The sequence below is a fragment of the Sulfitobacter sp. NFXS29 genome (assembly GCF_040148765.1).
In the GTDB taxonomy this organism is placed as follows: Bacteria; Pseudomonadota; Alphaproteobacteria; order Rhodobacterales; family Rhodobacteraceae; genus Sulfitobacter.
Window position 1 is genome coordinate 40621 of record NZ_JAGDED010000008.1, and the last position, 20724, is coordinate 61344.

Here is a 20724-nt window from a genome sequence, read left to right on the forward strand (position 1 = left end):
CGCGCAGATCAGCCTTCCGGCTCGCGGTAGACGCCCTGCTCTTTCAGCGCATCCGTAACTTCCTTGGGCATGTAGGTCTCGTCATGTTTGGCAAGGATTTCAGAGGCTTCGAAAGTCCCGTCGATATAACGCCCGGTGCCCACCATGCCTTGGTTCTCTTCAAACAGATCAGGCAGCACCCCGGTAAAGACCACCGGCACGGAGGCGCCGCCATCGGTCACGGCAAAGCGAATCTGTTCGCCCTGTCCGCGCTTCAGCGAGCCTTCCTCGACCAGACCGCCAATGCGGAACACCTCTGCCGGGCCGGGCGGTTCGGCAATGACTTGGCTCGGCGCGCGGAAATAGTTGATCCCGTCGCGCAGTGCATAGCCGATCAGCGCAGTCGACAGCACCAAGGCCACCGCCGCCACTGCGATGATCTGGATCCGGCGCTGTTTCTTAAGGCTCTTCATGGGAACAGCGGGGCCATCATCAGCCCTTCGGTTTCCGGCAGGCCGAGCATCAGGTTCGCGTTCTGCAACGCCTGGCCGCTGGAGCCTTTGGTCAGATTATCGAGCGCCGCGACCACTGTCGCCCTCCCGGTCTGACGGTCAGCGACCACGCCGATATGGCAGAAGTTCGAGCCGCGCACATGCCGGGTGCTGGGCGCTTCACCGAAGGGCAGCACCTCGATAAAGGGCTCATCTGCATAGGCGGTTTGCAGCGACTGATGAATCGCCTGCGCGTCGCCTTTGACATAGCAGGTTGCCAAGATGCCGCGGTTTGCGGGCACCAGATGCGGGGTGAATTGCACCTGCACGGGCCGCCCGGCGATGGCCGAAAATTCCTGATCGAATTCGCCCAGATGCCGGTGCGTGCTGCCAAGCGCATAGGCGTGGTAGCCCTCGCTCAACTCCGCATGGAGCAGGTTTTCCTTCAGCGAGCGTCCTGCACCGGAGACCGCGCATTTTAGGTCCAGTATGATATCGTCCAGATCAATCACACCCGCCGCGATCAGCGGGCGCAGTGCAAACTGCCCCGTCGCCGCGTTGCAGCCCGTGCCCGCCACCAACCGCGCGGCGGAAATCTCTTTGCGGTAGAATTCGGTAAGGCCGTAGACCGCCTCTTTCTGCTGGTCTAGGGCGGCGTGTTCATTGCCGTACCACTTGGCGTAATCCTCTGGGTCGCGTAGGCGGAAATCGGCAGAGAGGTCGACGATCTTCAGGTCTTTGGGCAGCGCCGCGATCACCTCTTGGCTGGTCTTATGCGGCAACGCGCAAAAGCACAGATCAATTTGCGAAAAGTCGATTTCTTCAATCGTGACCAATGTGGGTAGATCAAGATGGCGCAGATGCGGAAACACCTCGGCGATAGATTGCCCCGCCTTGGAGTTCGCCCCCAAAGCCTTGATTTTCATTGCGGAATGTCCAGCGATCAGCCGGATAAGTTCTGCCCCGGTATAGCCGGAGGCGCCGAGAATGGCGATGTTCTGGGTCATGGTCTGTCCCCTTGTTCGGAACGAAATATAATTGGAGTTCAGGCGGCGGTGAATGTGATCTGTCGTCGCAGGAACTGCGTCGCACGGTCGCTCACCCGGGCAGGATCGCCGGTGGTGAGAAACGCCGCCTCGCCGCTGCCCATCATATTGGGATGCCGCTCAAGATAATCCGCCAAGGACTCCGCCACCAACTCGGCTTGGCCAAACACTTTGACTTGCCCGCCCAAAGCCGCCTGAAACGCCTCTTGCATCAGCGGGTAATGGGTGCAGCCCAAGATCGCCGCGTCGGGATTGGGCATCTTGCGTTTCAATGCATCGACATGGCTGCGCACCAGCGCTTCGGCGAGGATCATATCGCCCTCTTCGATGGCATCGACCACCCCACCGCAGGCCTGCGCTTCGACATCCACCCCGATGGCGCGGAAGGACAGTTCACGCTGAAAGGCGCGGCTTGCTACCGTCGCGGGCGTGGCGAAAAGCGCCACATGGTTCACCGCCACTTCGCGCGGCGGGGAGTTGTCGCCCCACTGGCGTTCGGTCATCGCTTCGATCAGCGGCACGAAAACGCCCAGCACACGTTTGTCACGCGGGATCCAGCCCTCTTGCATCCGGCGCAGCGCAGCAGCCGAGGCAGTGTTACAGGCAAGGATGACCAGATCGCAGCCCGCATCAAACAGCCGCTGCACGGCGGCGCAGGTCAGCGCATAGATATCATCGGCATTGCGCACGCCGTAGGGCGCATGGGCGCTGTCAGCGAGATAGACAAAATCCACCTCCGGCAGCCGTTCTTGCACCTTGTTCCAGACGGTCAGCCCGCCCAGCCCCGAATCGAAAATACCAACTGCCATGGTCTGTCGTCACCTGTCGGCTCTATGCCGTTCCTCAAACTCATAGCCAAGACCCTGATACTGGCCCGGCTTTGGTGACAACTCATAAGTGGCTTTGCGCAGGAAATCCATCATCGCTTTTGCGTCCCCCGCCAGCGGGTCCAGCATGGCGCGCGGGATCGGGTCGCCGATGGCCACGCGCACGGAGCTATCGACACGGGCGCGGAACTCTTTGATCAGCAGCCCCATACGCAGATTGGCATGCAGGTGGCTGGCGATTTGGAACAGCCGGCTGGTGTGGCCATCGAAATAGATCGGCACCACCGTGGCGTTAGACTTGGCGATCATCCGCGCGGTGAAACTGCGCCATCCGGGGTCCATCGGTTGCGAAAAGGGCCGCGCGGCGGTGCTGACCGTGCCGCCCGGGAAGATGCCAATCGCACCGCCTTGGTCTAAATAGGTCAACGCGGTCCGGCGCGTGGCGAGGTTCAGCGCCAGCGCGGCGCGATCTTCGGCAAAGCTGATGGGCAGAAGATGATGCGCCAGATCCGGCGCTTGGCTGAACACCGCATTGGCCATGATCCGAAAGTCACCGCGCGTCTCGCTGAGGATATGGCCCAGCATCAGCCCGTCCAGAATGCCGTAGGGATGATTGGCGATCAGAATAACAGGGCCGCGCTTTGGAATATCGGCCAAAGACCCGCGCATCACATCCAATGTCAAACCACAGCGCCGCACCATGGCATCAAAGAACCCCAGCCCCGCGGCCAGATCGTCTTCGTAGCCCTCGGCCCGTTTCAGTAAGGACACCCGCCCGGTGGTGTTTTCCATCAATCGGATGAGCGCCCTCCCGCCCCGAGTTCGGGCTGAATGGGCATAGCTTATGTCACGGGCGTAGGTCACATCTGGGCCTCAGGATCGCACTGATGCTCTCCCTAGCCCAGAAATGTAACAGCCGTATTACTCCGCTGCCTTGGCCGTGGAGGTGCCGCCCGCGCGGATCACCGCCAGCAGTTCCTCGCGGCGCTTCTCGGCTTTGGCTTCATTGGCCTGTTTCACCGGACCGAAACCGCGAATTTGCAACGGCAGTTCGGCCAACGCCACGATGGCGTCGCGGGTCTGATCGGTCAGTTTGGGCAGCACTTCGGCCATGTCGGCCTCATACTGTTTGATCAACGCACGCTCCATCTTGCGCTCGGCGGTATAGCCGAAGGGATCGAAAGGCGTGCCGCGCAGACCCTTGAACTTCGCCATGGCCCGCAGCGGCCCTTCGAGCCACTGACCGAACTCGCGTTTCTGGGGCCGACCGTTGGGCCCCATCTTGGACAAAAGCGGCGGCGCCATGTGGAAGGTCATGTTGAAATCGCCATCGAACTGCGCACGCGCCTTGTCACGGCTGGTGATCAACAGGCGGGCGACCTCATATTCGTCCTTGTAGCTCAGAAGCTTATGATAGCCCATCGCCACCGCCGCCTTGACGTCACGGTCCTCAATACCGTCGAGCATCTTGGTATAGCGTTTGGCCAGCCCCTTGCCCTGATAGTCGGTCAGGTGGTTTTCGCGGAACGCGATTTTCTCAGTCAGCGATTTGGGCAACTCCACCACGTTATCCGGCTGGCTTACCGCTTTGGCGTCTTCGGGATAGAGCACGGCCCAGCGGCCAATCTCAAACGCGCGCTTGTTGCGCTCCACCGCCGCGCCGTTCATCTCAATCGCCTGCATCAGACTTTCGAACGAGAGCGGCAGAAGGCCGCGCTGCCATGCGGCGCCGAAGATCATCATGTTGGAAAAGATCGAATCTCCCAAACTCGCCTTGGCCAGATCCGAGGCATCAAACATCGCGACATCGTCCTTCAACCGCGCTTCGAGCGCGAGGCTCAGCCGGTCATAGGGCATCTGAAACTCGGTATCGCGGGTGAAATCACCGGTGATGATCTGATGCGAGTTCACCACAGCCCCGGTACGCCCGGCGCGGGTCAGCCCCAGCGTCTTGTGCCCCGCCGAGACCACCAGATCGCCGCCAATGAGCGCATGCGCCTCGCCGGTGGCGACACGGATTGCGCTAATGTCTTCGGGGCGCTCGGCCAGACGGCAGTGGATATGCACCGCACCACCTTTTTGAGCGAGGCCGGCCATCTCCATCATGCCAGCCCCCTTGCCATCAAGCTGTGCCGCCTGCGCCAGCAGCGCGCCAATGGTCACGACCCCGGTGCCGCCCACGCCGGTGATGACGACGTTATGGGTGCCGTCGATCTTGGGCAGGTCCGGCATCGGCAGGTCGGGAATGGTCAGTTCGGTGGTCGGATCCTTGCGGATCTTGGCGCCCTCCAGCGTCACGAAGGAAGGGCAGAACCCGTCAAGGCATGAGAAGTCTTTGTTGCACTGAGACTGGTCGATTGCGCGTTTGCGGCCCAGTTCGGTCTCGTTCGGCACCACGGCCACGCAGTTCGACTGCACGCCGCAATCGCCGCATCCTTCGCAAACGTCTTCGTTGATAAAGACGCGCTTGTCGGGGTCCGGGAACAGCCCGCGCTTGCGGCGGCGGCGCTTCTCGGCGGCGCAGGTCTGGATGTAGACGATGGCCGACACGCCCTTGTGCTTGCGGTAGGCCTTTTGCACGTTCGGCATCTCGGCGCGCTCGTGGATTTCAACGCCCTTGAAGCGCGACAGGTCCACGTCTTCCTTCTGATCATAGACCACGGCGAGGTTCTTCACGCCCATCGCCTTCAACTCTTCGACAATGCGGTAGGCGTCCAGATCGCCCTCGTTGTGCTGACCACCGGTCATCGCAACCGCGTCGTTATAGAGGATCTTATAGGTGATGTTAGTCCCCGCCGCGATGGCGGCCCGAATGGCCAGCACGCCAGAGTGGTTGTAGGTGCCGTCGCCAAGGTTCTGGAACACATGCTCTGTATTGGAGAACGGCGCTTCGCCGATCCAGTTCGCACCCTCGCCGCCCATATGGGTGAAGCCCGTGGTCTCACGGTCCATCCATTGCACCATATAGTGACAGCCGATCCCCGCATAGGCGCGGGAGCCCTCTGGTACTTTGGTCGAGGAGTTATGCGGGCAGCCCGCACAGTAATACGGCAGTCGCGCGGCGATATCTTCGGCATTGTCCGACCGGCGTGCCTCGTTCAGCGCCTCAAGCCCCGCGCGGATGCCATCGGTCTCGCGGCCCTCTTCCAACAGAATGCCGCCGATCTTTTCGGCGATCAGGATAGGGTCGAGCGCGCCACGAGTCGGGAACAACTCTTCGCCATGCTCCATGCCCGCGCCCCCCTTGTGCCACCCATAGACGCGGCGGTGGGTATCATTGAACAGCGCTTCCTTGATCTGCACTTCGATCAGCTTGCGCTTTTCTTCGACCACGACCACCAGATCAAGCCCGTCGGCCCATTCATGGAACCCCTGCATGTCTAGCGGGAAGGTCTGACCGATCTTATAAGTGGTGATGCCAAGACGCTCGGCCTCGTACTCATCGATGTTCAGCAGGCTCAGCGCATGAACCAGATCGAGCCAGTTCTTGCCCGCGGCGGCAAAGCCGATCTTGGCCCCGCGCTTGCCCCAGACGCGCTTGTCCATCTTGTTGGCATGAGAGAACGCCTCCGCGGCGAAGCGTTTGTAGTCGATCATCCGCGCTTCTTGCAGATGCGGGGTGTCGCCCAGACGGATGCTCAGCCCGCCATCGGGCATGTCGAACTCAGGGATCACCAGATTCATCCGGTTCGGATCGCCGTTGACGACGCTCGTCGCCTCAACCGTGTCCTTCATCGTCTTCAGGCCCACCCAGAGGCCGGAAAAGCGGCTGAGCGCCCAGCCGTAGATGCCGTAATCAAGGATTTCCTGCACACCGGCGGGCGAGACCACCGGCATATAGGCATCCACCATCGCCCATTCCGACTGGTGCAACACGGTGGAGGATTCGCCGGTATGGTCATCCCCCATCGCCATCAACACACCACCATGAGGCGAAGTGCCCGCCATATTCGCATGGCGCATCACATCGCCGGTGCGGTCCACCCCCGGGCCTTTGCCGTACCAGAGGCCATAGACGCCATCATATTTCCCCTCACCGCGCAGTTCCGCCTGCTGGCTGCCCCAAAGCATCGTCGCCGCGAGGTCTTCGTTCAGCCCCGGCTCAAAACGCACGTTATGCTCGGCCAGTTTCTTCTCTGAACGCTGCATTTGCAGGTCGACCCCGCCCAGCGGGCTACCCCGGTAGCCGGTCACATAGCCTGCGGTGTTCAGCCCCGCCGCGCGGTCGCGGGCGGATTGCATCATCATCAGCCGAACCAGCGCCTGCGTGCCGTTCAGCAGCACCGGGCTTTTCTCAAGGTCGAAACGGTCGTTCAGTGAAATCTTTTGCGTTGTCATGGCGGGCCCTCCCTAGCACGTCAGTCTTGCATGATTGCCTCTTATATAGGTCACACTTGCTGACCTGTATAGCGGTTATTCCGCAACGGCAGCCCTGCAGGGGACGGTTTGTGCTGTTTTCTCCCGGCTATTAAGGTAGGAGAAAGGCTGGGCAAGGAAAGTACGGGCCATGGATTGGGACAAACTCAGAATTTTTCACGCCGTGGCCGATGCCGGGTCGCTGACCCATGCAGGCGACAAGCTTAACCTGTCGCAGTCTGCCGTCAGCCGGCAGATTCGCGGGCTTGAGGAGCAGCTTAATACCAACCTCTTCCACCGCCACGCACGCGGGCTGATCCTGACCGAACAGGGCGAACTTTTGTTCGACGCGACCTCGGCCATGGCCAAGCGCCTTGACGCCGCCGCCGCGCGCATTCGCGACAGTGAGGAAGAAGTCTTTGGCGAATTGCGCGTGACCACCACCACCGGTTTCGGCACGCTCTGGCTGGCCCCGCGCCTGCCCAAACTTTATGAGCAATATCCTGACCTTAAGGTCGATCTGATGCTTGAAGAGCGGGTGCTCGACCTGCCGATGCGCGAGGCCGACGTGGCGATCCGCATGAAAGAACCAAGTCAGGCCGATCTGGTGCGCAAACGGCTGATGACCGTGCGGATGGGGCTCTACGCCAGCCCCGAATATCTGGAAAAACACGGCACGCCAGAGCGGATGGAAGACATGACCGACCACCGGTTGATCTGTCAGAACACCGACAGCGATCAAGTCGGCGCCGGGCTGCAACTGGTCAAAGAACTGATGATGTATGACCTGCGCTCGCTCTTGACGGTGAACAACTACTTCGGCGTGTTGCAGGGCGTGGTGCATCACCTTGGCCTTGGCGTGCTGCCCAACTACCTGATTCAAGACTTCCCGCATATCGTGCAGGTGATGCCCGATATCGAATCCGCCGAAGTGCCGGTCTACCTCGCCTATCCAGAAGAGCTTCGCCAATCCAAACGCGTCGCCGCCTTCAAGGATTTTGTGCAGGAAGAGATCATAACCTACCGCAAACAATGGCGCGAACGGGTCGAAGGCGACAACTGAACCGCGGCCCCTCCGCCAGCCATGCAATAGGCGCATATCGGCCATGATGACTTGCGATGTTAAATAGCCTTGATTTGAACAGCCCTGCCTCCTATTTCACCATTATGAAGATTGACAGCCTGAGGGCGCGTCGCTTCATACCTCCCTGTTGGACTTGGCCGAGCTTTTAGCTCGGCCTTTTTTTTTGGCCCATCGCCTTCTTTCAGCCCACAGGCGGCCAAAGCCACTTCCCCCCCGGCATTTCCCCTTGTATGAGGGCGCAAACGCGCCAGCCGGGGAATTTCCATGCAAGATCCAGCCATCACGCCCGACCTTATCGCCAGCCACGGGTTCACCCCCGAGGAATACGCCGAGGTCGTCACCATCCTCGGGCGCGAGCCGAACTACACCGAGATGGGCATTTTCTCGGCCATGTGGAACGAGCATTGCTCTTATAAGTCTTCCAAGAAATGGCTCCGCACCCTGCCCACAGACGGCCCGCAGGTGATCTGCGGCCCCGGCGAAAACGCAGGCGTGGTCGACATCGGTGATGGCCAAGCGCTGGTCTTCAAGATGGAGAGCCACAACCACCCCTCCTACATCGAACCCTACCAAGGGGCTGCCACAGGCGTGGGCGGCATTCTGCGCGATGTCTTCACCATGGGCGCGCGTCCGATTGCTGCGATGAACGCGCTCAGCTTTGGCCGTCCCGACCACCCCAAGACTCGCCAGCTTGTACATGGCGTCGTCGAAGGTGTCGGTGGCTATGGCAACTGTTTCGGCGTCCCCACCGTCGGCGGCGAAGTGCGCTTCGACACAGCCTATGATGGCAACTGCCTCGTCAACGCCTTCGCGGCGGGCCTCGCGGATGCCGACAAAATCTTCTACTCCGCCGCCTCTGGTGTCGGCATGCCGGTGGTCTACCTCGGTGCCAAAACAGGCCGCGACGGTGTCGGCGGGGCGACCATGGCCTCCGCCGAATTCGACGACACCATCGAAGAGAAACGCCCCACTGTCCAAGTCGGCGACCCCTTCACCGAAAAGCGCCTGATGGAAGCCACGCTAGAGCTGATGGCCACCGGTGCCGTGATCTCGATCCAAGACATGGGCGCTGCGGGCCTGACCTGCTCTGCCGTGGAAATGGGCGACAAAGGCGGCCTCGGCGTGCGTCTCGACCTTGAAAAAGTGCCGACGCGCGAGCCGCATATGACCGCCTATGAAATGATGCTCAGCGAAAGCCAAGAGCGGATGCTCATGGTCCTGCGCCCCGAACTTGAGGCCGAAGCCAAAGCCGTCTTCGACAAATGGGACCTCGATTTCGCCATCGTCGGCGAAACCCTCCCCGAAGACCGCTTCCTCATCTGCCTCAATGGCGAGGTCAAAGCCGATCTGCCGCTGTCGAAACTCGCCTCCACCGCACCGGAATATGACCGTCCTTGGGTCGAAACCCCTGCCGCCGCCGCTTTGTCCGATGCGCCAACCATCGACCCCATCGAAGGTCTGCGCGCCCTCATTGGCTCCGTGAACCACGCCTCCAAAGCGTGGGTCTATGAGCAATACGACACGATGGTTATGGGCGACACCGTCCGCCTGCCCGGCCTTGGCGCTGGCATCGTGCGGGTCCATGGCACCGACAAGGCGCTGGCCTTCACCTCCGATGTGACCCCGCGCTACGTCAAAGCCAACCCCACCGAGGGTGGCAAACAGGCCGTGGCCGAAGCCTATCGTAACCTCTGCGCTGTGGGTGCCAAACCATTGGCAACAACAGACAATCTCAACTTCGGCAACCCCGAAAAGCCCGAAATCATGGGCCAGTTCGTCGGCGCGATCAAAGGCATCGGCGAAGCCGTGGGCGCGCTCGATATGCCGATCGTGTCGGGCAACGTATCGCTTTATAACGAGACTGACGGCAAGGGCATCTTGCCCACGCCCACCATCGGCGCGGTCGGCCTGATCGACAATGTTGACCAGATCATCAGCAACCAGCTGCGCGCGGGCCACGTGGCTCTCCTGATCGGCAGCGCGGGCAGTCACCTCGGCCAATCCGCCCTGCTCGCCGAAGCCTTCGGCCGTGCCGAGGGCGATGCGCCCCACGTCGACCTCGCCGCCGAACGCCGCCACGGCGAATTCATCCGCGCCCAGTCCGGCCAAATCTCTGCCTGCACCGACCTCGGCGATGGCGGCCTTGCTCTAGCAGCCTTTGAACTGGCCGAAACCGCCGGCATCGGTATCGAGATTGAAAGCGATGATACCGCGATCCTCTTCGGCGAAGATCAGGCCCGCTACCTCATCGCCTGCACCGCCGAGGCTGCCGAGACACTGATTGCCGCTGGCAAAGAAGCGGGCGTACCCGTCTCCCAAATCGGCGCCTTCGGTGGCGACAAGATTAGCTTCGGCGCTGCCACCGCACCGCTCAGCGATCTGCGCGAGACCTACCGCACCACCTTTGCCAAGACCTTCGCCTAAGAAACTCTGGTTTCGGAGCCGCCCTTGCTTGAGACCAAACGGTCGCGCGCAGGGCGGCGGGGCAAGCTAAATCGTCGAGGGGCCCCTTCAGGGGATACGGCTATTTCGCTTGAGCCGACGACAGGCGGGTGACAGGCCGGGATCAATCAAGGGTGGCTCTGAAACCTTCTGGTTTTGGAGAGACCCGCAGCCGTCTCCCTCGGCCTCGCGCCTAGCCTCTGGCGTTCAACCCCGCCAACATCCGCGCCTTTTCACCCGGATCATCGGGGCGCGAGATCGCCTCGGCCAAGGCCTCCAACGACGCAATCGAATGCCCTGCGCGAAAACTATCGACATGGGGCAGCATCGCGCGAATACCCGCCGCTTTGGGCGCAAACCCGTCCCACCTCAAAAGCGGATTTAGCCAGATCACCCGCCGCGCGGTCAATTGCAGCCGCTGCATCTGACGGGCCAGTTCCGCCGGATCGTCCCGGTCCAGCCCGTCGGTGATCAGCAAGACCACCGCGCCCTGTCCCATGACCCGCCGCGACCAATCGCGGTTGAACGCCGCCAGCGCGGCCCCGATGCGCGTGCCCCCCTCCCAATCCTGCGCCTGCGCGCCCGCCGCTGCCAGCGCCGCATCCACATCGCGGGTCGCAAGATGCCGGGTGATATTGGTCAGCCGTGTACCAAAGGTGAACCCATGCACCTGTGCCCAGCCCGCGCCCTTGCGGTTGGCCACCGCGTGCAGGAAATGCAGGATCACCCGACTGTATTGGCTCATCGAGCCTGAGATATCACAGAGCACCACAAGGTTTGGATAGCGCGCGCGCGGCGTCATCCGGTAGAGGCGTTCCATCTCCCCCCCGCGCCGCAGCGCTGCTTTCATCGTGCGTGCCACGTCAATCCGCCCCCGCGCCGCCGCCACGTTCCGGCGGCTCGGCATCGGCGGCACCGGGAGTTCCAGCTTGGCCAACATGCGTTTCGCCTGCGCCATCTCGGCAAGGGTCATCTGTTCGAAATCCAGCGTTCGGAGCCGCTCGCGCGCCGACATCGTGAGGCTCGCATCCACTTCAATGAGGGTCTCTTCCGGCTCGGGCTGCTCTTCCCGTTCCGGCGCTTCGGCCCCGTCCAACAGAGCCTCCGCCGCGCGTTTCTCTGCCGGGGTTGCGGGGCGGTCCTCTTGCACACCGCGGATGGCGGGCAGCATCGCGGCCATCATATGTTCCAGATAGCGCGGATCGCGCCAATAAAGCCGGAATATCTGCGCAAACACCCGCGCCTGTTCGGGGCGGTTCACGAAACAAGCGTGCAGCGTCCAATAGAAATCACGGCGGCTGGTAAACCCCACGGCGGCGACCGCCTCCACCGCCTCCACCACGCGCCCCGGCCCGATGGACAGCCCCGCCCGCCGCAGGGCGCGGGCGAAATGGGTGATATTCCCCGCCAGCTTCGGGTCGTCCGGCAGGTCGAGGGGGGGCTGCTCAACCATCCTGCTTAGGCGGGCACCAACGACGCCCGGGCCTGTTCGAGAATGCGCGCGGCCTCGGACCCTTGCAGCTTGGCGATGTCGTCTTGGTATTTCAGCACCGCCCCCAATGTGTCGGCGATAACCTCGGGGCTTAGGGTCGTCACATCCAAGGCCAGCAAACATTTCGCCCAATCGATTGTCTCTGCCACGCCGGGTTTTTTGAACAGATCCTCGGTACGCAATTGCTGAACAAAAGCCACCACCTCGCGGCTAAGCGCCTCTGCGGCTTCGGGCGCGCGCGCCGAAAGGATCGCCATCTCACGCGCCACATCCGGGTAGTCGACCCAATGGTAAAGGCACCGCCGCTTCAGCGCGTCATGCACCTCTCGCGTGCGGTTGGAGGTCAGGATCACGATCGGCGGCTCCGGCGCACGGATCGTGCCAAGCTCGGGGATCGTCACCTGAAAATCACTCAGCGCTTCTAACAAAAACGCCTCAAAAGGCGCGTCGGTGCGGTCCAACTCGTCGATGAGCAGCACCGGCGCGCCGTTCTCATCGGGGCGCAGCGCCTGCAAAAGCGGGCGTTCGATCAGGTAATCGTCGCTGAACAACTCTTGGGTCAGCGCGCGCCGATCCGCGCCGCCACCCGCCTCCGCCGTGCGGATCGCGACCATCTGGGCGGGAAAGTTCCATTCATAAACCGCGCTCGACGCATCAAGCCCCTCATAGCATTGCAACCGGATCAACCGCCGCCCCAACCCGGCGGCCAGCGCCTTGGCGATCTCGGTCTTGCCGACGCCCGCCTCGCCTTCCAGAAACAAAGGCCGCCCCAGCGTAAGGCTGAGGAAAACCACAACCCCAAGCGCGCGGTCGCAAACATAGCCCTCAGCGCTTAGCATCTCTTGGACCGCGTCGATCGTATCAATGTTTTTCATGGCCCCAGTGGTGCATTCCCGCCCCGCCCCGTCAAGGGGTCTGACAGGGCGCGGGCAGATTGACGTGATTTCCCCGCGCTGGCATAGTCTTAAGCAATAATCGACGGTCACCGGGAACAACGGGGCCACAGGGGCGGATATGGGACAGAGCATTTTCATCGCGATCCGGCGCGGCGGGGTCTGACATGCGCATCACCGCTGTCACCTGCGTCAAGAACGAAGGCCCGTTTCTGCTGGAATGGATTGCCTTCAATCGGGTGATCGGGGTCACGAATTTCCTATTCTATTCAAATGATTGCACCGATGGGACCGACCGCCTGCTCGATGCGCTTGACGGGCATGGTATCGTCACCCATCTGCCCAACCCGGCCAGTAATCGAAACTACCAGATGCAGGCGCTGAAGGATGCCCGGCGCCAACCCGTCGTCACGCAGGCCGATTGGGTCTGGGTCGCGGATGTGGACGAGTTTTTAAACATCCATGTGGGCGACCACCGCTTGCCCGCGCTGATCACAGCCTGCGGCGATCCGCAGGCAATCTCGCTGCATTTCCAGTTTTTCGCCAATGGCGGGATCGAGGATTTCGTCGATGAACCGATTATCGCGCAATTCACCCGCAGCCATAACCCCGACATCTGGTGCGCCGATATGGCGATTGAGGTTAAATCCTTGATCCGGCAAGATTTTCCTTTGGGCTATTACGGCGCGCACCGCCCCTTTCATGATGACAGCAAAGTTCAACCCAATTGGACGGACGGCGCAGGCAGGCAGGTGCCCGCGCCGTTTCGGACTGCCGCCAACAAACGCCGCATCCGTGCCTTTCCTGCCCGCGGCGCGCGACGCTTTGCAACCCTGAACCACTACGCGCTGCGCTCGCTCGACAGCTATTTGGTCAAGAATGATCGGGGTGACGTGAACCGCGAGCACCGCGTCTTTGACGATACCTATTGGCGCGACCGCAATGATGCCGCTTGGGAGGATCGCTCGATCCAGCGTTACCTGCCTGCCCTGCGCACCGAGATGGACCGCCTCAAAGCGCTGCCCGGCATCGCTGAACTTCATGCGAATGCCGTGGCCGCGCACCGCGCCCGCCGCGATGCCCTGCTGGCCGATCCGGCCTACCGCGCGATGCAGGCGCAACTGCGCGAGGCCAGCCCCTACTCCGCCGCCGAAGCGCAGGTCCGGGCCGAGATTGGCCTGAAATGACCGGGCCACGGATCATCAACCTCGGCCTGCCCAAGACCGGCACCACCACGCTCACCGATGCGCTGCGCCACGCGGGGCTCAAGGTCGCCGATTGGCGCATCCGCAAAGGGCAAAGCGCCCTGCCTGACATTACCGGCGAGCATGTCGGTCGGATCATCTATGCCGATTATTTTGCCAGCGGCGACCCGCTGGCGCGGCTGCAAGAATTCGACGTGATCAATGAGATGAGCGCCGTGCGCCATGACCGCAGCCTTTGGCCGCAGACCGATTGGGGGCTGCTGAGCGCCATTCAGCAACATCACCCCGACATCAAGTTCCTGCTGTCGTACCGTGATCCGGCAAAAACGGCGAACAGCATGATGCGTTGGAACAATCTGGGCCGCCGCCGCCTGCCACAGGCCGACGTGCCGGGCCTGCCCCGCGGCTTTGGCCGCAGCGAGGCCGAGCTTGCCAAATGGGTCGAGGGGCATTTCACCTTTTGCCGCCGGGTTTTTGCTGGCTGCGCCAATTTTCTGGAATTCGACATCGAAGACCCCGTGGCCCGCGACAAGATCGCCGCCTACCTCGGTATCGACCTGCCATGGTGGGGCCAAAGCAACACCGGCAAAGAGGTGGCCGAGTGATGCGCCTCACCCTGTTCATCGGCCCGACCGAAAAAGCCGCCGCGCGACTGCGCAATATCTTGCAGCAGCAAAAGGGCGCGCTGTTGGAACAGGGGGTTTTGGCCCCCGATTGGAACCACGTCCGCCTCTATGCCGCCTGCGCCGCGCCTGATGCGGTTGGACTGCTGCGCTATCGACGCGGGCTCGACAGTGCTTTGATCGGCGCCACGCTGCGTGATGAATTTCACGCGCTGATCCCTCGTGATTTGGCCGAGAGCCGCGCCGATCACGTGGTGCTTAGCGCGGCACAGCTGGGCAACCTGCTGTCGCGCCCCGAGGAGCTTGCCCGCCTGCGCGATCTGCTCTGCCCCTATTTCGACGACATCCGCATTATCGCGCATCTTGATGAACAGGCCCGACTTCTGACCGCGCATTATACCTTTGCCGTGACCGAAGGCCGCCGCCAGTCGCTGACCCAAGAACTCGCCTTGGCGGAGCGTGGCAAGTGGTGGCAAGGCGCGCATGAACCTGCTGAGGAGGCCCCCGACTTCGGCCTATTCTCAGATGTGCAAAACCCTCCCTTCTGGCTGGATTATCAGACACTTCACGGTCATTGGGCGGACGCCTTTGGGGCCGAAAAGGTCCAATTCCGCCCGCTCGACCTGCCGGAACTCCTGTCCAAACACGGGGCGCGGGAAGTTTCCGATAGCCTTGACCTGACCACGCCCCTCGGTCCGGTTGATCCGGGCCGCGCGCTTGCCCCTCTGCCCGCGCCTTGGCTGGCCCGAATGCGCGCGTTTAACGATGTGCTGATCCGCTATCTGCAAGCGCATGACCTCTCCTGCCCGCGCAGCACATGGAGCCAGATGTTGCAGGCGCTGCAGATCGGTGGCGCAGCGATCGCGCCCGGCAGTCTCGCCCCGATCTCTGACCATTTCGCCAGCGACAACGCTGCCCTCATCACCCGATATCCAACGCTGGCTGCGGCGCTCACCCCCGACAGGCCAGAACCCATTTGGACGGAAGCAGACCCCGAACACGGCTTTCGCGCTACGCAGTACCTCGCCGCTTTCGCCCACCGCATCCGAACAACCGCGACCCCACTGGCGCAGAAACGCGCAGAGGCTGAGATGGCGCGCCAGTCGGCCGCGAAATTCGAGGCGATGCTATCGGACCCCGCCGCCTCAGAAGACGCCCGCGCGACCAAGGCCCAGCTTTTGAACCGGGTGAAGGTCAACCACGAAACGATCCTTCGCAGCCCCTTCCGCCCGCATAACGACACGGCACCCGAGTGCGAAGACCAGCCCGCGCCCGCCTATAACCCCGTGCCGCCGCGCCAATTGCCGCCCGGCAACAGCGGCAATGTCATCGTCGGCTGCATGAAGAACGAGGCCCCCTATATCCTTGAATGGGTCGCCTATCACCGCGCCGTGGGCTTCGATAACTTCCTGATCTACACCAATGATTGCACCGATGGCACCGATGCCGTGCTCGGGCGGTTGCAAGACATGGGCATCCTGCAACACCGCAACAACGACGACTGGAAGGGCAATTCGCCCCAGCAGCATGCCCTGAACCAAGCGCTGAAAGAGCCGCTGGTCCGGGACGCGGAATGGATCGCGCATATCGATGTTGACGAATTCGTCAACATCCGCACCGGCAACGGCACGCTCAACGATTTTTTCGCCGCCGCGCCCGAGGCGACCAATATCGCGATGACTTGGCGGCTCTTTGGCCATAACGGCGTGACGGCCCTGTCCGATGCGCCGGTGATCGGCCAGTTCGACCACTGCGCCCCCAGCTTTTGCCCGAAACCCCATACCGCATGGGGGTTCAAGACGATGTTCCGCAACATCGGCGCCTATGAAAAACTCTCCTGCCACCGGCCCAACAAGTTGGACGACGCGCAGGCGCAACGGATCAAATGGGTCAACGGCTCGGGCCGCGACATGACGTGCGATGCGCTGCGCAACGGGTGGCGGTCTTCCAAAAGCAACATCGGCTATGACCTGCTGCAACTGAACCACTACGCTCTGCGCTCAGCCGACTCCTTTCTTGTCAAACGCCAGCGCGGGCGCGCGCTGCATGTCGACCGCTCCATCGGCATCAACTACTGGATCCGCATGGATTGGAACGACCACCAAGATGTCTCAATCCAGCGAAACCTGCCGCGCCTGCACGCCGAGATGGCCCGCCTGCTGGCCGACGACCCGCTTCGCGCGCATCACGAAGCGGGTCTTGCCTGGCACCGCGCCAAAGCGGAAGAGCTGCACCAAACGCCAGAGTTCCGCGATCTCTACCGCCAAGCGCTTAACGTCAAGTTAACCGCGACCGAGCGTGTCGCCTATGCTCTCGCTCTCGATATGGAAAGCTGACCCGTGACAGACACCAAGCCTGAGCCGAATTTCATTCACTCCCGCGGCATGAAATTCCCCGACGATCCAACGATCCTGCGCGGGCGGGTCCGCAAACTGCTGCGCCAAAACGCCTATGAAGCAAAGGAAAGCGAGGCCGCGCTGCGCGTCGTCCGGGAGGGCGACCGGGTAATCGAACTGGGCGGCGGCGTGGGCTATATGTCGACGCTGGTGGCCAGCAAACGCAAAGTGGCTTCGGTTCATTCATTCGAGGCAAACCCCAACCTCATCCCCTATATCCGCCGGGTCCATGCGGCCAACGGGCTGAGCAACGCCCATGTCACCAATGCCATCCTTGGCCCTGCGCCGGGCAAGGTTGATTTTCACGTACGCGAACAGATCCTGTCCTCCTCCATGACCCGTTTCGAAGGCGAAGCCCCGCCCGAGACCCATCAAATCCACGTGCTGGGCGCCGCTGAGGTTTTCGCCGACCTCGCCCCCAGCGTGCTGATCTGCGACATTGAAGGCGCTGAAGTTGACCTGATCCCGGCGCTGCCGCTCGACACTCTGCGCGCCGCCATCATCGAGTTGCATCCGCAATGGATCGGCCCCGAGGGGGTCAATAAGGTCTTTGCCGCCTTCATGCAGGCGGGCATGGCCTATTACCACCGCGGCTCGCATAACAAAGTCGTGGCCTTCCGACGTGAGTGGTAAAGTCTCCCACCTCGCGATCCTTTGTGTGCGCAACGAAGGCGCGTTTTTGCTGGAGTGGCTCGCCCATCACCGCGCCATCGGGTTCGATCATGTGCTGGTCTTTTCTAACGATTGCGACGACGGCACCGATAACATGCTTGACCGGCTCCAAGCCCTTGGTGGTGTCACCCACATCCGCAACGACGGCCCCTATGAGAAAGGCGGCATTCAGTTCACCGCGCTGAAGGCCGCTGCCGAACTGGAGATCGTGCAGCAGGCCGATTGGATCCTGCCCCTTGATGTCGATGAATTTGTAAACATCCATGTCGGCGATCACAGCCTCTCCGCGCTGCACGCCGCCCTGCCCGAGGCCACGGCGATCACTCTTACATGGCGGCTTTTCGGCAGTGGCGATCAGGTCCGCTACGAAGACCGCCCGGTGACCGAAGGCTTTACCCGCTGTGCCCCTGCGGTGATGCACTGGCCATGGCGGGCTGCCATGTTCAAAACCCTCTACCGCAATGATGGCACCTATGCGCAGCCGGGCGTGCATCGCCCCCGTGGCCCAAACCCCGCGCGGCTGGACCAAGCCCGCTGGTTTGACGGCCATGGCCGCGCCCTGCCCGATCTCTTCAAGACGCGGCGCATCTTTTTAACCTATGGTCGGCAGAACTATGGGCTGGCCCAGATCAATCACTACCCCTTGGGCGCGATGGAATCCTATGTCCTCAAAGCCGACCGCGGCCGCGCGGTGCACCGCGCAGACATGCTGGGGCTGGACTATTGGGTTGAGCGGAATTTCAACACCGAGACCGACACAACCATCAGCGCCAGCGCCCCGGCGCGGGCCCGCGAACTCGCCGCCCTCAAGGCCGACGCAACCCTCGCCGGCCTGCACGAAACGGCCGTCGCTTGGCGCCGCACCCGGTTCGACACGCTAATGGCCCAAGAGCCATTCCGCGCCCTATTCGGACGCCTGCTGATGGCCCGCCAAGCCGCCCGGTCACCGCCAAAGCGGCACGTATCATGCTGGAATATGCGAGGCGCGCCCAAGCCGCCGAGCCCTCCCAATAGCGCTCCGCCACCATACCGCCCCCGGAAAACCGTCACATTCTCTTCAATTTCTCACGGATTTTCCGCATTTTCGCCCTAATATCCGGCTATACCCTCCTGAAACGGCGGTTCTGCCCCGCCCTGACAAGCCCGAGGATGCCCGATGCCGCGCGAGACGCCCACGATCGAAAGCTCACTGGCCGATATGCCCAAACGCGACTGGCTGCGCGCAATAGAGGCCGTGGCCGAAGAGGATGGATATTTCCAATCCTTGGGCAAACGCCATTTCTCTGCCTTCATTGAGCGTGAGACCACCCTGCTGGTCACGTTTGAGACCTATCAAGGCATGCATGCCCTTTCCGACAAGGCGCAGCCCTTGGGCTGGGACATGGTCCGCAATCACGACTGGTCGCATCTCTGCCTTGCCAGCGATGGCGACACCTGGTTCCGCGCCGAAGAGGTCTACGCCTATTTCGACAGGCTGATCGACGATGGGTTCTTTGACGAATTCGATCAGGTGCTGTTCTACGGCGCTGGCCCCTGCGCCTATGCCGCCGCCGCCTACTCTGTCGCCTCTCCCGGTTCAGCAGTTGTGGCGATCCAACCGCAGGCCACGCTGAACCCGCGCATCACCGATTGGGATGACCGTTTCACCGATATGCGGATCCTCGATTTCACTTCCCGCTATGGCTATGCGCCCGATATGCTCGACGCCGCGGAACGGGTCTTTGTGCTCTACGACCCGAGAGAAAAACTCGACGCGATGCATGCCGCGCTCTTTACCCGCGCCAATGTCACCAAACTGCGCATGCCTTTCATGGGCGATGCGCTGCAAACTGACCTGCTGGAGATCGACCAGCTTGACCCGCTGCTGCAATCCGCCGCCGACGGCACGCTGGACGCGTCCCGTTTCGCCGCCCTCTACCGCGCGCGACGCGACTACCTGCCCTATCTGCGCAACCTCAGCCAAGCGGTAAACGCCCAAGGCCGCGAGAGACTGCTCGAAGCGGTCTGCGCCAATGTCAGCGCGCGAATGAGCGCCCCACGCTTTGCCCGCCGTCTTGAACGCATTCGCGCCCGCCGTGAGGCCGCCGTGACAAAGGTGGCGACCGCCGCCGGATAGGTTTTCAATCTGGCGCGCGCCCCCGCTCTGTGCTAGCCCCGCGCCCATGACACAAAGCCTCACGATCCGCCGTCCCGACGACTGGCACCTGCACCTGCGCGACGGCGACATGCTGCGCGCCGTGCTGCCCCATAGCGCCCGCGACTTTGCCCGCGCCATCATCATGCCCAATCTCGTGCCCCCCGTGGTCACCGGCGCCCAAGCCGCCGCCTACCGCGACCGCATCATGGCCGCCCTGCCCGAGGGCGCGGATTTCACCCCGCTGATGACCCTCTACCTGACCGAGGACACGGACCCAGACGACGTGGCCCGCGCCCATGCCGATGGCCTGATCCACGCGGTCAAACTCTACCCCGCCGGGGCCACAACCAACTCCGCCAGCGGCGTGTCCAACTTCGACAAGGTCGCCCCCGTGCTCAACCGCATGGCCGAGATCGGCCTGCCGCTCTGCACCCACGGCGAAGTCACCGACAGCGAGATCGACATCTTCGACCGTGAGGCCGTCTTCATCGACCGCGTGCTCGACCCAATTCGCCGCGCGCATCATGCGCTGCGCGTGATCATGGAACATATCACCACCGCCGATGCCGCCGACTACGTGCGCAGTGCCGACAGCGGCCTTGCGGCCACGATCACCACGCACCACCTCGTGATCAACCGCAACCACATCCTCGCTGGCGGCATCCGCCCGCATTACTACTGCCTGCCCGTGGCCAAACGCGAGACCCACCGCCTCGCCCTGCGCCAAGCGGCCACCTCCGGGGATCCGCGCTTCTTCCTCGGCACCGACAGCGCGCCCCATACCGATGGCGCGAAGCTGCAACCCTGCGGCTGCGCGGGCTGCTTCACCGCACCCAACACAATGTCAATCCTCGCACAGGTTTTCGAAGAGGACGGCGCCCTCGACAACCTCGAAGCCTTCACCTCGCTCAACGGCCCCGCCTTCTATGGCCTGCCGCCAAACGAGACCCGCATTACCCTGCGCCGTGAAACACCGACCCACCCCACCAGCGTCGACACCCCCGACGGCCCGGTCACGGTCTTCGACCCCGGCTTCGATCTGCAGTGGACCACCTAATCTTCATCCTTTCTTAAATACCGA

General features: G+C 62.4%; 15 protein-coding genes and 1 pseudogene. 9 read left to right on the forward strand and 7 right to left on the reverse strand.

Annotated elements, in window-relative coordinates; translation table 11 throughout:
• Nucleotides 1-8: 8 nt before the first annotated feature.
• From ccmE to J3456_RS13235, 5 genes are read right to left on the reverse strand one after another with little or no spacing between them, the layout of a single operon-like run.
• Entirely contained in the window at nt 9-452 is a 444-nt protein-coding gene (ccmE, locus tag J3456_RS13215) for a cytochrome c maturation protein CcmE (protein WP_067626977.1), read from the reverse strand.
• Complete coding sequence (gene argC, locus J3456_RS13220; RefSeq protein WP_349580641.1) at nt 449-1477, reverse strand: N-acetyl-gamma-glutamyl-phosphate reductase; 1029 nt, start codon at nt 1475-1477, stop codon at nt 449-451. The genes ccmE and argC overlap by 4 nt, the downstream gene beginning before the upstream one ends.
• Nucleotides 1478-1515: 38 nt before the next feature.
• On the reverse strand, nt 1516-2325 hold the full coding sequence (locus J3456_RS13225; protein WP_349580642.1) for a glutamate racemase: 810 nt from the start codon (nt 2323-2325) through the stop codon (nt 1516-1518).
• Nucleotides 2326-2334: 9 nt separating this feature from the next.
• Entirely contained in the window at nt 2335-3207 is an 873-nt protein-coding gene (locus tag J3456_RS13230) for a lysophospholipid acyltransferase family protein (protein WP_349580643.1), read from the reverse strand.
• Between the two features lie 57 nt (nt 3208-3264).
• Complete coding sequence (locus J3456_RS13235) at nt 3265-6681, reverse strand: indolepyruvate ferredoxin oxidoreductase family protein (protein ID WP_349580644.1); 3417 nt, start codon at nt 6679-6681, stop codon at nt 3265-3267.
• Between the two features lie 169 nt (nt 6682-6850).
• Between J3456_RS13235 and J3456_RS13240 the strand changes: the two genes are divergently transcribed.
• Nucleotides 6851-7762, forward strand: a complete 912-nt coding sequence (locus J3456_RS13240) for a LysR family transcriptional regulator (protein ID WP_067937759.1) — start codon at nt 6851-6853, stop codon at nt 7760-7762.
• A 285-nt stretch (nt 7763-8047) separates the two neighbouring features.
• On the forward strand, nt 8048-10207 hold the full coding sequence (gene purL, locus J3456_RS13245) for a phosphoribosylformylglycinamidine synthase subunit PurL (protein WP_349580645.1): 2160 nt from the start codon (nt 8048-8050) through the stop codon (nt 10205-10207).
• A gap of 211 nt (nt 10208-10418) precedes the next feature.
• On the opposite strand, the gene J3456_RS13250 is transcribed toward purL, so the two are convergent.
• Both J3456_RS13250 and J3456_RS13255 read right to left on the reverse strand, forming a co-directional pair.
• Nucleotides 10419-11678, reverse strand: a complete 1260-nt coding sequence (locus tag J3456_RS13250; RefSeq protein WP_349580646.1) for a vWA domain-containing protein — start codon at nt 11676-11678, stop codon at nt 10419-10421.
• A gap of 5 nt (nt 11679-11683) precedes the next feature.
• Nucleotides 11684-12592 carry an AAA family ATPase gene (locus J3456_RS13255; protein WP_067629100.1) on the reverse strand — a complete coding sequence of 303 codons (909 nt, stop codon included), beginning with the start codon at nt 12590-12592 and terminating at the stop codon, nt 11684-11686.
• A 185-nt stretch (nt 12593-12777) separates the two neighbouring features.
• On the opposite strand from J3456_RS13255, the gene J3456_RS13260 reads away from it, so the two are divergent.
• The 7 genes and pseudogenes from J3456_RS13260 to pyrC all read left to right on the forward strand — a co-directional run bounded on the left by J3456_RS13260 (nt 12778) and on the right by pyrC (nt 20700).
• Nucleotides 12778-13797: a glycosyltransferase family 2 protein gene (locus J3456_RS13260; protein ID WP_349580647.1), complete on the forward strand. Its 1020-nt coding sequence runs from the start codon at nt 12778-12780 to the stop codon at nt 13795-13797.
• Nucleotides 13794-14420: a sulfotransferase gene (locus tag J3456_RS13265; protein ID WP_349580648.1), complete on the forward strand. Its 627-nt coding sequence runs from the start codon at nt 13794-13796 to the stop codon at nt 14418-14420. The genes J3456_RS13260 and J3456_RS13265 overlap by 4 nt, the downstream gene beginning before the upstream one ends.
• The gene (locus J3456_RS13270) at nt 14420-16774 is read left to right on the forward strand and encodes a glycosyltransferase family 2 protein (RefSeq protein WP_349580767.1); all 2355 of its coding nucleotides are present in this window, start codon (nt 14420-14422) and stop codon (nt 16772-16774) included. Before J3456_RS13265 ends, J3456_RS13270 begins: the two co-directional genes overlap by 1 nt.
• A 3-nt stretch (nt 16775-16777) precedes the next feature.
• A complete protein-coding gene (locus J3456_RS13275; protein ID WP_349580649.1) occupies nt 16778-17467 on the forward strand; it encodes an FkbM family methyltransferase in 690 nt (229 codons plus the stop codon).
• Nucleotides 17457-18520 (forward strand): annotated as a pseudogene (locus J3456_RS13280) (glycosyltransferase family 2 protein). Before J3456_RS13275 ends, J3456_RS13280 begins: the two are co-directional and overlap by 11 nt.
• A 142-nt stretch (nt 18521-18662) precedes the next feature.
• The gene (locus tag J3456_RS13285; protein WP_349580650.1) at nt 18663-19622 is read left to right on the forward strand and encodes a phosphoadenosine phosphosulfate reductase; all 960 of its coding nucleotides are present in this window, start codon (nt 18663-18665) and stop codon (nt 19620-19622) included.
• A 46-nt stretch (nt 19623-19668) separates the two neighbouring features.
• Entirely contained in the window at nt 19669-20700 is a 1032-nt protein-coding gene (gene pyrC / locus J3456_RS13290; RefSeq protein WP_349580651.1) for a dihydroorotase, read from the forward strand.
• Nucleotides 20701-20724: the final 24 nt, after the last annotated feature.

Excerpts from the sequence above, each read along its gene's own strand:
- pyrC (WP_349580651.1), top strand. The coding sequence starts at position 19,669 with ATGACACAAAGCCTCACGATCCGCCGTCCCGACGACTGGCACCTGCAC.
- argC (WP_349580641.1), bottom strand. The coding sequence starts at position 1,477 with ATGACCCAGAACATCGCCATTCTCGGCGCCTCCGGCTATACCGGGGCA.
- J3456_RS13240 (WP_067937759.1), top strand. The coding sequence starts at position 6,851 with ATGGATTGGGACAAACTCAGAATTTTTCACGCCGTGGCCGATGCCGGG.
- J3456_RS13285 (WP_349580650.1), top strand. The coding sequence starts at position 18,663 with ATGCCGCGCGAGACGCCCACGATCGAAAGCTCACTGGCCGATATGCCC.
- J3456_RS13265 (WP_349580648.1), top strand. The coding sequence starts at position 13,794 with ATGACCGGGCCACGGATCATCAACCTCGGCCTGCCCAAGACCGGCACC.
- J3456_RS13260 (WP_349580647.1), top strand. The coding sequence starts at position 12,778 with ATGCGCATCACCGCTGTCACCTGCGTCAAGAACGAAGGCCCGTTTCTG.
- J3456_RS13235 (WP_349580644.1), bottom strand. The coding sequence starts at position 6,681 with ATGACAACGCAAAAGATTTCACTGAACGACCGTTTCGACCTTGAGAAA.
- ccmE (WP_067626977.1), bottom strand. The coding sequence starts at position 452 with ATGAAGAGCCTTAAGAAACAGCGCCGGATCCAGATCATCGCAGTGGCG.
- J3456_RS13225 (WP_349580642.1), bottom strand. The coding sequence starts at position 2,325 with ATGGCAGTTGGTATTTTCGATTCGGGGCTGGGCGGGCTGACCGTCTGG.
- purL (WP_349580645.1), top strand. The coding sequence starts at position 8,048 with ATGCAAGATCCAGCCATCACGCCCGACCTTATCGCCAGCCACGGGTTC.
- J3456_RS13250 (WP_349580646.1), bottom strand. The coding sequence starts at position 11,678 with ATGGTTGAGCAGCCCCCCCTCGACCTGCCGGACGACCCGAAGCTGGCG.
- J3456_RS13270 (WP_349580767.1), top strand. The coding sequence starts at position 14,420 with ATGCGCCTCACCCTGTTCATCGGCCCGACCGAAAAAGCCGCCGCGCGA.
- J3456_RS13255 (WP_067629100.1), bottom strand. The coding sequence starts at position 12,592 with ATGAAAAACATTGATACGATCGACGCGGTCCAAGAGATGCTAAGCGCT.